The sequence below is a fragment of the Streptomyces sp. NPDC006487 genome (genome assembly GCF_042870555.1).
Taxonomy (GTDB): Bacteria; Actinomycetota; Actinomycetes; order Streptomycetales; family Streptomycetaceae; genus Streptomyces.
The window spans coordinates 49,177-61,863 of sequence record NZ_JBIAHN010000020.1 but is presented as its reverse complement, the minus strand read 5'-3'; the positions used below and the strand labels follow the sequence as shown (position 1 = coordinate 61,863).

Annotated in this window: 8 protein-coding genes and 1 pseudogene; 2 read left to right on the top strand and 7 right to left on the bottom strand. The window is 72.6% G+C overall.

Annotated features, from left to right (window positions below; all coding sequences use genetic code 11):
- The first annotated feature begins 402 nt into the window (after positions 1-402).
- Positions 403-1,787 (top strand): annotated as a pseudogene (gene iscB, locus ACFYM0_RS31420) (RNA-guided endonuclease IscB).
- 183 nt (positions 1,788-1,970) lie between these two features.
- Here the strand turns inward: iscB and pdxH are convergent.
- A complete protein-coding gene (gene pdxH, locus ACFYM0_RS31415; protein WP_388507403.1) occupies positions 1,971-2,594 on the bottom strand; it encodes a pyridoxamine 5'-phosphate oxidase in 624 nt (207 codons plus the stop codon).
- 237 nt (positions 2,595-2,831) lie between these two features.
- Between pdxH and ACFYM0_RS31410 the strand changes: the two genes are divergently transcribed.
- Positions 2,832-3,947, top strand: coding sequence for a citrate synthase 2 (locus ACFYM0_RS31410; protein ID WP_388507212.1), 1,116 nt, complete (start codon positions 2,832-2,834; stop codon positions 3,945-3,947).
- Between the two features lie 143 nt (positions 3,948-4,090).
- Here ACFYM0_RS31410 and ACFYM0_RS31405 read toward each other — a convergent pair whose 3' ends face one another.
- From ACFYM0_RS31405 to ACFYM0_RS31380, 6 genes are all read right to left on the bottom strand, one after another.
- Positions 4,091-4,693, bottom strand: coding sequence for a TetR/AcrR family transcriptional regulator (locus ACFYM0_RS31405; RefSeq protein ID WP_388507210.1), 603 nt, complete (start codon positions 4,691-4,693; stop codon positions 4,091-4,093).
- Complete coding sequence (locus ACFYM0_RS31400; RefSeq protein WP_388507208.1) at positions 4,681-5,424, bottom strand: enoyl-CoA hydratase family protein; 744 nt, start codon at positions 5,422-5,424, stop codon at positions 4,681-4,683. Before ACFYM0_RS31400 ends, ACFYM0_RS31405 begins: the two co-directional genes overlap by 13 nt.
- A 432-nt stretch (positions 5,425-5,856) precedes the next feature.
- Complete coding sequence (locus ACFYM0_RS31395) at positions 5,857-7,032, bottom strand: acyl-CoA dehydrogenase family protein (protein WP_388507206.1); 1,176 nt, start codon at positions 7,030-7,032, stop codon at positions 5,857-5,859.
- Positions 7,029-8,975, bottom strand: coding sequence for an acetyl/propionyl/methylcrotonyl-CoA carboxylase subunit alpha (locus tag ACFYM0_RS31390; RefSeq protein WP_388507204.1), 1,947 nt, complete (start codon positions 8,973-8,975; stop codon positions 7,029-7,031). Before ACFYM0_RS31390 ends, ACFYM0_RS31395 begins: the two co-directional genes overlap by 4 nt.
- Before the next feature lie 8 nt (positions 8,976-8,983).
- Positions 8,984-10,582, bottom strand: coding sequence for an acyl-CoA carboxylase subunit beta (locus ACFYM0_RS31385; protein ID WP_388507202.1), 1,599 nt, complete (start codon positions 10,580-10,582; stop codon positions 8,984-8,986).
- Positions 10,579-12,660 carry an acyclic terpene utilization AtuA family protein gene (locus ACFYM0_RS31380; RefSeq protein WP_388507400.1) on the bottom strand — a complete coding sequence of 694 codons (2,082 nt, stop codon included), beginning with the start codon at positions 12,658-12,660 and terminating at the stop codon, positions 10,579-10,581. The genes ACFYM0_RS31385 and ACFYM0_RS31380 overlap by 4 nt, the downstream gene beginning before the upstream one ends.
- Between the last annotated feature and the right edge of the window lie 27 nt (positions 12,661-12,687).

The window sequence follows — 12,687 nt, the reverse complement described above, 5'->3', positions numbered from 1 at the left end:
ATAGCGTCGGCCGCAACACGAGAAGGGAGGTCACTCGCTCCCTCACTGAGTGACCAGCCCCAGTCATCACGATCCGAGGATCAGACGAGGTGCCTTGATGACTACGTTCTCCGCAGGTGAGCAGACCCACCAGGCTGTGCTTCCTCAGCAGCCTGCTCTGGAATCCGTGAGCGCAGACACCCCCGGGAGCAGGGACGAAACGGCTCGCGGACTCCCGGCCACGGAGCCGGGCACCGACGTGGAACATGGGCGAGGGGAGATCGACGGGAACCGCACCTGGGCCCGTCGGCGGAACGCCGGACCCGCTGCTCACGCAGCGGCCATGGCAGTGAACGGGAGCGGTGACGCTCCCCGCGACACGGCAAGCCGGGTGTTCGTTCTGGCGAAGGGGGCGAACCCCTGATGCCCTGCCATCCCGCCCGGGCCCGCGAACTGCTCCGGAGCGGGCGAGCGGTCCTGGCCCGACGAGTGCCCTTCACCATCCGACTGAGGGAGCGAACCCGTGAGTGTTCCACCGTCGCGGGCGTGCAAGTGCGCCTCGACCCCGGGTCGAAAGCAACGGGGATCGCAGTGACCGACGAACTCCATCCCGTCGGCCCGGAGGGCCAGACCTCCGTAGCGCGCCGAGGGCTCGTCACGATCGAGCTCCGGCATCGGGGACAGCAGATCCGCAACGGCATGCTGCGGCGCGCGGGCTACGTCGCCGACGCCGCTCCTCGAACCTGCGGTACCGGGCTCCCCGGTCCGACAACCGCTGCCGGCCAGCCGGCTGGCTCCCTCCGTCGCTACGGCATCGGGTCGACTCCACGATGTCGCTCGTGACGAAGTTGTGCCGATACGCGCCGGTCGTCGCGATCCACGTGGAACAAGTCGCCTTCGATACGACCGCTGTCGCCGGAGTCGTGCGGCCCGGCGTTCGGGAGGACCCGGGTGCCACACTCGCCGGGTCCGAGGTCCGTGAGTTCCTGCTGGCCAAGTGGAACAGGTCCTGCGCCTATTGCGATGCCTCAGCGGTACCGCTCAACATCGAACACGTCCGCCCCCACGGCAACGGGGGGTCGGACCGGGTTTCGAACCTCGTCCTCGCCTGCGTTCCGTGCAATCAGGCGAAGGGCAGTCAGCGGGTCGAGGAATTCCTCGCCGACCGGCCCGACCGCTTGGCGGGGGTGATCGCCCAGCTCAGGAGACCGCTTCGGGACGTCGCCGTCATGAACGCCACCCGGCACCGGCTCGTGGAGGTGCTGGCCACGCTGGGCGTACCTGTGCACGCCTGGTCGGGCGGCCGGACGTACTGGAACCGTGTCGTGATGGAGCTGCCGAAGAGCCACACCCTCGATGCCCTCTCCGTTGGGTTCCTTGAGCATGAGCGGGGCGACCAGCTCGTGCGGGTGCCCGCGCAGATCCTGGTGGTGACCTCGACAGGGCGCGGTGCGTACGCCAGAACCACCCCGGACCGCTTCGGGTTCCCCCGCTTGCGGCGGCCGCGCGCGAAGATCCTGAACGGTTACGCCACCGGCGACCTCGTGAAAGCCGTGGTTCCCCGGGGGAAGTGGGTCGGGACCTGGGTGGGCCGGATCGCGGTCCGGACGAGTGGCCAGCATCGAATCAGCACGCTGACCTGCCGGTTTGATGTCTCCCACCGGAATGTGGCGCTGCTCCAGAGAGCGGACGGATACGGGTACGAACTCGCCCCCGAAATTCGGTTGAGCGCGCTCCGCGGGGGTGCCTACAGTGGCGGCACACTGAAAGGAGGTGGTTGCCGCAATGTACGGAAACCGGACGCGTGAGGTGGCTGCGGGCTAAAGCGCCCGTTGTCGCACGCACCCAGTGCGGTGCCCGGCGGAGTCGCCGGCGCCAATCCCAAGCAGTCACCCGACCCGCGAGCTCGCCGGTACGTCCGGCCGGCTTCCCCCACTGCAGGGGGGAAACCCGAGCTCGCGGGTCGTCTGCGTGTCCGGGCCCCTACGGGGTCACGGGCAGAGGCGTTCCACGCGCCATTTCTCCGCCTCCAGGACGTAGCGGAGGCGGTCGTGGAGGCGGTTCTCGTGGCCCTGCCAGAATTCCACCGCGTCGGGTACCACGCGGATGCCGCCCCACTGCGGGGGGACCGGAACCTGTTCGCCCTCGGGGTAGCGGGCTTCCAGGTCCGCGTAGCGGCGGTCCAGTTCCGCGCGGGAGGCGATCACCGTGGACTGCTCGCTGGCCCAGGCGCCCAGCTGGGAGCCGTGGGGACGGGAGCGGAAGTACGCCGCCGTCTCGTCGCGGCCGATGCGGGAGGCCGTGCCGGTGACGATGACCTGGCGGGCGATGGGGTGCCAGGGGAAGAGCAGTGAGACGAACGGGTTCACTGCCAGTTCGCGGCCCTTGCGGGAGTCGTAGTTCGTGAAGAAGACGAATCCGCGCTCGTCGAACTGCTTCAACAGGACCGTGCGCGAGCTGGGGCGGCCGTCCGGGGTTGCGGTCGCGACGACCATCGCGTTGGGTTCGAAGACGTTCGCCTCCGCAGCGTCGCGGAACCAGCGCGCGAACTGGCCCATCGGTTCCTCGGCGAGGCTTTCCTCGGCGACGAGCTGGGAGCGGTACTGCTTGCGCATGTCGGCAGGGTCAAGGTGCTGATCGGTCACGCGGCCATCCTGCCGCAGCCGCCCGCCCTGGACTGTGCCGTATGTCACGCTTCCCCGCGCCAAGCGGAACGTACAAAATCTTGGGGCCGGTCCGACGGTCCCGAACGGATGACCATCGGCCGTGCCGGGCATCAACGGGGATGACCGCGCCGGACCGCGAATCACGCCGGGAGCCGCGCGTGTTCGCACTATTTGAGGAGCAGCCTGATGTCCGACTTCGTACCCGGTCTCGAGGGAGTCGTCGCGTTCGAAACGGAGATCGCCGAACCCGACAAGGAAGGCGGGTCGCTGCGATACCGGGGTGTCGACATCGAAGACCTCGTGGGCCACGTCTCCTTCGGGAACGTCTGGGGTCTGCTGGTCGACGGTGCCTTCAACCCCGGCCTGCCGGCCGCCGAGCCCTTCCCGATCCCGGTGCACTCCGGTGACATCCGGGTCGACGTGCAGTCCGCACTCGCCATGCTCGCCCCCGTCTGGGGCCTGAAACCGCTCCTCGACATCGACGAGCAGACCGCGCGGGACGACCTGGCGCGGGCGGCCGTGATGGCGCTGTCGTACGTGGCCCAGTCCGCGCGCGGCCAGGGACGGCCGATGGTCCCGCAGAGCGAGATCGACAAGGCCGAATCCGTGGTCGAGCGGTTCATGATCCGCTGGCGGGGCGAGCCCGACCCGCGCCACGTCAAGGCCGTCGACGCCTACTGGACCTCCGCCGCCGAGCACGGGATGAACGCTTCGACCTTCACCGCGCGCGTCATCGCCTCGACGGGTGCCGATGTCGCGGCCGCGCTGTCCGGGGCGGTCGGCGCCATGTCCGGGCCGCTGCACGGCGGGGCGCCCTCGCGCGTCCTCGGCATGATCGAGGAGATCGAGCGCACCGGCGACGCCGTGGCGTACGTGAAGAAGGCCCTGGACAAGGGCGAGCGGCTGATGGGCTTCGGCCACCGCGTCTACCGCGCCGAGGACCCGCGCGCCCGCGTGCTGCGGCGTACGGCCAAGGAGCTGGACGCCCCGCGCTACGAGGTGGCCGCAGCGCTGGAGAAGGCCGCCCTGGAGGAGCTGCACGCGCGCCGCCCCGACCGGGTCCTCGCCACGAACGTGGAGTTCTGGGCCGCGATCATGCTGGACTTCGCGGAGGTCCCGGCGCACATGTTCACCTCGATGTTCACGTGTGCCCGTACCGCCGGCTGGTCCGCACACATCCTCGAGCAGAAGCGCACGGGCCGCCTGGTCCGTCCCTCGGCCCGCTACACCGGTCCGGGCGTGCGCAACCCGCGCGAGATCGAGGGTTACTCCGATATCACGGACATCACCTCCACCGCCTGATCACGCCGGCCGCCGGCTGCCCCCGCACAGGGCCGCCGCCGTGACGAAGGGCGCCGCGTCCCCTCGGGGGTGCGGCGCCCTTCGCGTTCCCGGAGGAAAAGGGGAGGAGGGAAGGAGGGGGAGGGGCTGGGGGGGCTGGGAGGTCAGCCCAGTTCCGTGTCCAGGATCCGGGCCCACTGGGCGACCACCCGCGCCCGGCGGGCGGTGTCGTCGGTGAGGACGTTGGCCAGGCCCAGACCGCGGGCCATGTCGAGCAGACCCTGCACGGTTTCCCGTACGCCCGGTACGGACTCGTCCGCGCCCAGGAGTTCCACGGCCATGCGGTGGGTCTCGCGTCCGACGCGGGCCTCCAGCTCCGCCACGCGGGGCCGCAGCTGCTCCTCGTGGGAGGCCGCGACCCACAGCTGGAGGGCGGCGCGGAACATCGGGCCGGTGTAGAGGTCGATGAGCGCCCCGACCACGTCGGCGCGGGCCGCCGCGGTGCCGCCGCGCGGGAACAGGTCCAGCAGCGCGGTCGAGCGCACCTCGGCCATGTACTCGACGGCCGCGGTGAACAGCTCCTCGCGGGTGCGGAAGTGGTGCTGGGCCGCCCCGCGCGAGACACCGGCGCGCTCCGCGACCACGGCGACGGTGGATCCGGCCCAGCCCTGCTCGGCGAGGCAGGAGACGGCAGCCTCGAGGAGGTGGCGGCGGGTGACCCGGCTGCGGGCCTGCTTGGGCCCGCTCTCCGCGGTCACCGCAGCCATGACGGGTCCCGTCGTTCGAAGCGGGCGCTGATGCCCTCGCGGGCCTCCGCGGAGGCGAAGTGCCGGGCGGACAGCTCGGTGAGGGCTGCCCCGTCCCGCTCCAGGGCGGCCCGTACCGGGGCCGTGACCAGCCGTTTCGTCGCGGCCAGGGCCTCGGGTCCGGCCTTGAGGAGGCCTTCCAGGACGGGGGCGAGCACCTTGTCGACGTCCGCGTCCGGGGTGTCGAGGGTGAGCAGGCCGATGCGGGTGGCTTCGGCGGCGTCGAAGACCTCGGCGGTCAGGAGGTAGCGGGCCGCGGCGCGGGGGTCCAGGCGCGGGAGCAGCGGCGCGGAGATCACGGCCGGGACCACGCCGAGGTGGGTCTCGGTGAAGGCGTACGTGGACCCGTGCCCGGCGGCGGCGATGTCGCAGACGCCGAGCAGGCCGAGGCCGCCCGCGCGGACGTGGCCCGTGACCCGGGCCACGACGGGCTTGGGGAGTTCGGCGATCTCCCGGAGCAGGGCCAGGAAGTCGGCCGGGTCGCAGGGGGACTTCAGGTCGGCGCCGGCGCAGAAGGTGGTGCCGGTGTGGGTGAGGAGCACCGCCCGGGTGGGTCGTTCGGCGGCCGCGGTGGCCAGGGCCGTACGGAGTTCTTGGACCAGGGTTGCGGAGAGGGCGTTGCGGTTGGCCGGGGAGTCGAGGGTGAGGGTGGTGAGGCCGGGCGTTCGCGCGGCGTGGACCAGTGGGGGCATGTCTCCTCCGGAGGGGGTGGTCGGTCGGTCGGGAACCCCTCCGGGGAGGGTATGCGGGTCGCCTGCGGCGGGCTCCGGTGGGCTACCGGCAGGGGCGCAGTCCCCGCTGCTCCCCTGCCGCTGCGCGGGCGGAGTTCCCCTACCCGCCCTTCGGTACCCAGCCCCTCCGGCGTTTGAGGAGCGGGGGTCCGGGGGCCGGCCCCCGGCAACGGCGCCGCACCCGGCAAGGGGTCCGGGCGCAGCCCGGGAACGGGCGAAGGGTGGGTAGGGGACCCGGCCCCGCAGGGCCAACCCACCCGCACCCGCCCACCGGCCCCCGCATCAGGCGGCAGCGGCACCGACCAGCCACCGCCGGGCGGAGTCCGGCGCAGCGGTGCGAAGCCGGGGAGGCCCGCCAGGGCCGAGCCAGGCGAGCGGCGCGTCAGAAAGGAATCAGTAGGACTTGGGGAGGCCCAGGGTCTGGTGGGAGATGAAGTTGAGGATCATCTCGCGGCTGACCGGGGCGATCCGGGCCACCCGGGAGGCGACGATCAGCGCGGCGAGGCCGTATTCGCGGGTGAGGCCGTTGCCGCCCAGGGTGTGGACGGACTGGTCCACCGCCCGGACGCACGCCTCCCCCGCCGCGTACTTCGCCATGTTGGCGGCCTCGCCCGCGCCCATGTCGTCGCCGTCATCGTAGAGGCGGGCCGCCTTCTGCATCATCAGGCGGGCCAGTTCGAGGTCGATGTGGGCGGCTGCCAGGGGGTGCGCTATGGCCTGGTGGGCGCCGATGGGGGCCTTCCAGACCTGGCGGGTCTTCGCGTAGTCGACGGCCCGGGCGAGGGCGTAGCGGCCCATGCCGATGGCGAAGGCGGCGGTCATGACGCGCTCGGGGTTGAGGCCCGCGAAGAGCTGGAGCAGGCCGGCGTCCTCGTCGCCGACCAGGGCGGAGGAGGGGAGGCGTACGTCTTCCAGGACCAGTTCGAACTGCTTCTCCGCGGCCTGGAGTTCCATGTCGATGGGGGTGTGGGCGAAGCCGGGGGTCTCGCGGGGGACGATGAACAGGCAGGGCTTGAGACTGCCCGTCCGGGCGTCTTCCGTGCGGCCCACGATGAGGGTGGCGTCGGCGATGTCCACGCCGGAGATGAAGACCTTGCGGCCGGTGAGGACCCAGTCGTCGCCGTCGCGGCGGGCGGTGGTGGTGATGCGGTGGGAGTTGGACCCGGCGTCGGGTTCGGTGATGCCGAAGGCCATGGTGCGGGTGCCGTCGGCGAGACCGGGGAGCCAGGCCTGCTTCTGGGCTTCGGTGCCGAAGCGGGCGATGACCGTGCCGCAGATGGCGGGCGAGACGACCATCATGAGGAGCGGGCAGCCTGCGGCTCCGAGTTCCTCGAGGACGATGGACAGTTCGGCGATGCCGCCGCCACCGCCTCCGTACTCCTCGGGGAGGTTGACCCCGAGGTAGCCCAGCTTGGCCGCGTCCGCCCACAGTTCGTCGGGGTGGCCGCCCTCGCGGGCGATGCGGGCGAGGTACTCGCGTCCGTACTTGCGGCCGAGGGCGGCGACCGCCGCGCGCAGGGCCCGGTGTTCTTCGGTTTCGAGCGTCGTGGTGCCTGGGGTGGAGCTCATGCTTCCTCCTGGACTACGGCGAGCAGGGCGCCGAATTCGACCTGTTGGCCGGTGACGGCGTGGAGCGCGGTGAGCGTGCCGGAGGCGGGCGCGAGGATGCGGTGCTCCATCTTCATGGCCTCCAGCCAGAGCAGGGGCTGCCCGGCGGTGACGGTACTGCCGGGGGCGAGGCCCTCGGCGACGCGGACGACGGTGCCGGGCATGGGGGCGAGCAGGGAGCCCGGCTCGGTTCGGTCCTGCGGGTCCGCGAACCGGGGGACGGGGATCAGGGCGTGGGAGCCGAGCACGGAGTCCACGTACGCCGTGTTCGATTTTTGTTTCACGTGGAACAGCCGCCGTACGCCGTCCACTTCAAGGGTCACCAGGTGCCGACCGGCGGACAGGATCCGCACACCGGGGTGGTCGAGGAGCTCCGGGAGGCCGCTGCGGGACGGGTGGTAGCGGACTTCGTACTCGGTCCCGGCGGCCGTGTAGCGGCGGCTCTGCGGCTGGGAGCGGAGGTTGCGCCAGCCGCCGAGGCGGGTGGCGAGGGGGGCGTCCGGGTCGGGGGCGGCCTCGGCGAGGGCGGCGGCGAGCGCGCAGAGCGCGGGGGCCGGATCGTCCGGGGCCGTCTCGGTGAGGGCGGGCAGGTGCCGCTCGTAGAAGCCCGTGTCGAGCCGGGCGGCCTCGAACTCCGGGTGCCGCAGGGAGCGTACGAGGAGCTCGCGGTTGGTGGTCAGTCCGTGGATCCGGGCTCCGGCGAGGGCGTGGGCCAGGGCGCGGACCGCCTCGGCGCGGGTCGGGGCATGGGCGACGACCTTGGCGAGCATGGGGTCGTAGTGGATGGAGACGGTGTCCCCGTCGGCGAAACCGGTGTCCACGCGGACGGTGGAGGGGACATCGAGGGTGTGCAGGACGCCGGTCTGCGGACGCCAGTCGTGGGCCGGGTCCTCGGCGTAGAGGCGGGCCTCGACGGCGTGTCCGCCGGGGACGGGAGGGTGCAGGGGCAGGGCCGTGCCCTCGGCGATCCGCAGCTGCAGGGCGACGAGGTCGATCCCGAAGACCGCTTCGGTGACGGGGTGTTCCACCTGGAGGCGGGTGTTCATCTCCAGGAAGTACGGGCGGCCGTCGGCGGTGACGAGGAACTCCACCGTGCCCGCGCCCTCGTACGAGACCGCGCGGGCGGCGGCCACGGCGGCCTCGTGGAGGGTGGTGCGCAGGGCTTCGGGGAGACCGGGCGCGGGGGCTTCCTCGATGACCTTCTGGTGGCGCCGCTGGAGGGAGCAGTCGCGGGTGCCGAGCGCCCAGACGGTGCCGTGGGAGTCGGCGAGGATCTGCACCTCGACGTGGCGGCCACGCTCCACGTAGGGCTCGGCGAAGACCTCTCCGTCGCCGAAGGCGGACAGGGCCTCGGCGGAGGCGGCTTCGAGGGATTCCTTGAGGGAGTCGAGGTCCCTGACCACTCGCATCCCGCGGCCGCCGCCGCCCGCCGCGGCCTTGAGGAGCAGCGGAAGGTCGGCGGTGGTGGCCGCGTGCGGGTCGACGGGGTCGAGCAGCGGGACCCCGGCGGCGCGCATCAGTTCCTTGGCGCGGGTCTTGGAGGCCATGGCCTCCATGGCCTCGGGCGGCGGGCCGACCCAGGTGAGCCCGGCGGCGCGGACGGCGCGGGCGAAGTCGGCGTTCTCGGAGAGGAACCCGTAGCCGGGGTGGACGGCGTCGGCGCCCGCCGCGAGGGCGGCCCCGATGACCAGGTCGCCGCGCAGGTAGGTGTCGGCGGGGGCCGCGCCGGGCAGCCGTACGGCCGCGTCGGCCGTACGGACGTGCAGGGCGTCGGCGTCGGGGTCGGAGTGGACGGCGACGGTGGCCAGGCCCAGCGCGCGGGCCGTGCGGAAGACGCGGACGGCGATCTCGCCGCGGTTGGCCACGAGGAGGGAGGTCAGTGTGGTGTGCGGGGTCGTGGTCATGTGGGGGCTCACATCCGGAAGACGCCGAAGCCGCCACGGGCGCCCTCGACGGGGGCGTTGTGGACGGCCGACAGGCACAGGCCGAGGATGGTCCGGGTGTCGCGCGGGTCGATGACCCCGTCGTCGTACAACCGTCCGGACAGGAACATCGGCAGGGATTCGGACTCGATCTGCGCCTCCACGAAGGCGCGCATGCCGGCGTCGGCCTCTTCGTCGTAGGGCTGGCCCTTCGCCGCGGCCGACTGCCGGGAGACGATCGAGAGCACCCCGGCGAGCTGGGCGGGGCCCATGACGGCGGACTTGGCGCTGGGCCAGGCGAAGAGGAAGCGGGGCTCGTAGGCGCGGCCGCACATGCCGTAGTGGCCGGCGCCGTAGCTGGCGCCGATGAGGACGGAGAGGTGGGGGACCTTCGAGTTCGAGACCGCGTTGATCATCATCGAGCCGTGCTTGATGATGCCGCCCTGCTCGTACTCCTTGCCGACCATGTAGCCGGTGGTGTTGTGGAGGAAGAGGAGCGGGATGTCGCGCTGGTTGGCGAGCTGGATGAACTGGGCCGCCTTCTGCGATTCCGCGCTGAACAGCACTCCTTGGGCGTTGGCGAGGATGCCGACCGGGTAGCCGTGCAGGCTCGCCCAGCCGGTGACCAGGCTGGTGCCGTAGAGGGGCTTGAACTCGTCGAAGTCGGAGGCGTCGACGATGCGGGCGATGACCTCGCGGGGGTCGAAGGGGGTTTTGAGGTCGGCGGGGACGATGCCGAGGAGTTCCTCCGGGTCGTGGAGGGGTTCTTCGGCGCGTGCGGGATCGGGCCGGGGCTTGCGGTGGTTGAGGCGGGCGACGACGCGGCGGGCCTGGCGGATGGCGTCGTGCTCGTCGAGGGCGTAGTAGTCGGCGAGGCCGGAGGTCCGGGCGTGCATGTCGGCTCCGCCGAGGGACTCGTCGTCGCTCTCCTCACCGGTGGCCATCTTGACGAGCGGCGGGCCGCCCAGGAACACCTTGGAGCGGTCCTTGATCATGATGGTGTGGTCGGACATGCCGGGGATGTACGCGCCTCCGGCGGTGGAATTGCCGAAGACGACGGCGACGGTGGGGATGCCGTCGGCGGAGAGCCGGGTGAGGTCGCGGAAGATGGCGCCGCCCGGGATGAAGATCTCCTTCTGGGAGGGGAGATCGGCGCCGCCGGACTCGACGAGGCTGATGCAGGGCAGTCTGTTCTGCCGGGCGATTTCGTTGGCGCGGAGCGCCTTTTTGAGCGTCCAGGGGTTGGAGGCACCGCCGCGGACCGTGGGGTCGTTGGCGGTGACCAGGCATTCGACGCCCTCGACCGTGCCGATGCCGGTGACCATGGAGGCGCCGACCGGATAGTCGCTGCCCCAGGCGGCGAGCGGGGACAGCTCCAGGAAGGGGGTGTCCGGGTCGAGGAGCAGCTCGACGCGCTCGCGGGCGAGGAGCTTGCCGCGGGTCCTGTGGCGGGCGGTGTACTTCTCGCCGCCGCCGGCGAGCGCGGTGGCGTGCGCGGCATCGAGCTCGGCGAGCCGTTCCAGGGCGGCGGTACGGGCCTGCGCGTGCTCGGGGGCGAGCGGGTCGACGGCGCTCTTGAGGCGGGTCACGGGGTCCCCTCCGGGGCGGTGGTGGGTACGGGGGGCTCCGCGGGAGGTTGCGGCATCGCTGCGGGGGGCTCCACGGGCGGGTGCGGCACCGCCGGCGGGGGCTCCTCCGCAGTCGGGTGCGGCAGCGCGGGCGGGGGCTCCTCCGCAGGCGGGTGCAGCAGGGCTTCGGGGATGTCCACGTGGCGCGAGCGGAGCCATTCGCCGAGGGCCTTGGCCTGGGGGTCGAAGCGGTGGCCGGAGGCCACGCCGTCGCCGAGGATCCGGGTGACGGTGAAGTTGACGGAGCGGAGGTTCGGGAGCTCGGCGCGGGTCACTCCCAGGGGGGCCGTCTCGGGGAGCAGCGCCTTGAAGGCTTCCACGGTGAGGGTGGTGCGCAGCCACTCCCAGGCGGGGCCGGTCTCGACCCACACCCCGACGTTGGCGTCCCCGCCCTTGTCTCCGCTGCGGGCCCCGGCGATGGTGCCGAGCGGCACCCGGCGGGTGGAGGTGGTGGGCCCCGTCGGGTCGGGGGCGACGGAAGGCCGCGGCTCGCGGGTGGTGGGCGGCTGCGGCTGCGGCGCGGTCGCGAGCTGCGGCTCCTGGGTGGTGGGATCTGCGGGGCTGTCCCCCGCTCCGCCCCTTCTCGAAACCGGGGGCTGCGCCCCCGGGCCCCCGGGTCCCCGGGCCTCGAACGCCGGTGGGGCCGGGTGTGCAGACGGGGCCGGGCTTGCGGCGCCTCCGGGGAAATCCGGCCCCGCCGGCGTTCGAGGCGGTCCTTCAGCCCCGCCGGCGTTCGAGACGCGGGTCTGGGCGGAGTCCGGGGAAGGGGGGAAGGGCGGGGAGGGGAGACGCCCCGCGGGATCGTGGTCCGCGCGTACCGACAGGCGGGTGCCGTCCGCGAGGACTGCGGTGTGCGGGACCTCGCCCGAGGGGACCGTGGTCGAGTCGAAGACTCCGTACGGCTGGGCCGGGGACGGAGGGGCCGTGACGTGGAAGCCCGGGTAGCTGGACAGGGCCAGCTCGATGGCCGCCGAGGTCAGCGCACGGCCCACCCGGTCGGGGGACGGGTCGCGGACGACCAGGCGGAGCAGCGCGCTCGCGGTCTCCTCCGTCTGCGCGTCCGCGTGGTCCGTACGGGACAGCGTCCAGGAGACGGACTCCACCGGCTCGAGCAGCGCGGCCAGCTGCTCCCGCACCAGCGCCGCCTTCGCGTCGACGTCCAGGCCCGTCAGGACGAAGACGACCTCGTTGCGCCAGCCGCCGATGCGGGTCGCGCCCACTTTGAGGGTGGCGGGCGGGGCTTCCCCGCGGGTGCCCGAGACCGCCACCCGGTCGGGGCCTGCCTGGGTCAGCCGGACCGTGTCCAGGCGGGCCGTGACGTCGGGGCCGAGGTAGCGGACTCCCTGGGTTTCGTAGAGGAGTTGCGCCGTGACCGTACCGACGGAGACGACTCCGCCCGTGCCCGGATGCTTCGTGATGACCGACGAGCCGTCCTGCGCGATCTCCGCCAGCGGGAACCCCGGCCGGGACACGTCGTGCCGGGTGAAGAAGGCGTAGTTGCCGCCCGTGGCCTGGGTGCCGCACTCCAGTACGTGGCCCGCCACCACCGCCCCGGCCAGCCGGTCGTGGTCGTCCGGCGCCCAGTCGAACCACCATGCCGCGGGCCCGCTCACCAGGGCCGCGTCGGTGACCCGGCCGGTCACCACCACGTCCGCGCCCGTCCGCAGGCAGGCCGTGATCCCGGCGCCGCCGAGGTAGGCGTTCGCGGTCAGCGCGCCCTCCGCGGACGGCATCGGGTACGACCGCGGGGCCGCCATCAGGTCGTCGCCCTCCACGTGCGCGACCGAGACGGGGACGGACAGCTTCGCGGCCAGCGCGCGTACCGCTCCGGCGAGTCCCGCCGGGTTCAGGCCGCCCGCGTTCACGACGATCCGTACACCCCGCTCGTGGGCGAGGCCCAGGCACTCCTCCAGCTGGCGCAGGAAGGTTTTGGCGTAGCCGAGTTCCGGGTTCTTCAGCCGGTCGCGGCCGAGGATCAGCATGGTCAGCTCGGCGAGGTAGTCCCCGGTCAGTACGTCGAGGGGGCCGTCCGTCAGCATCTCGCGCAGGGCGTCGAAGCGGTCGCC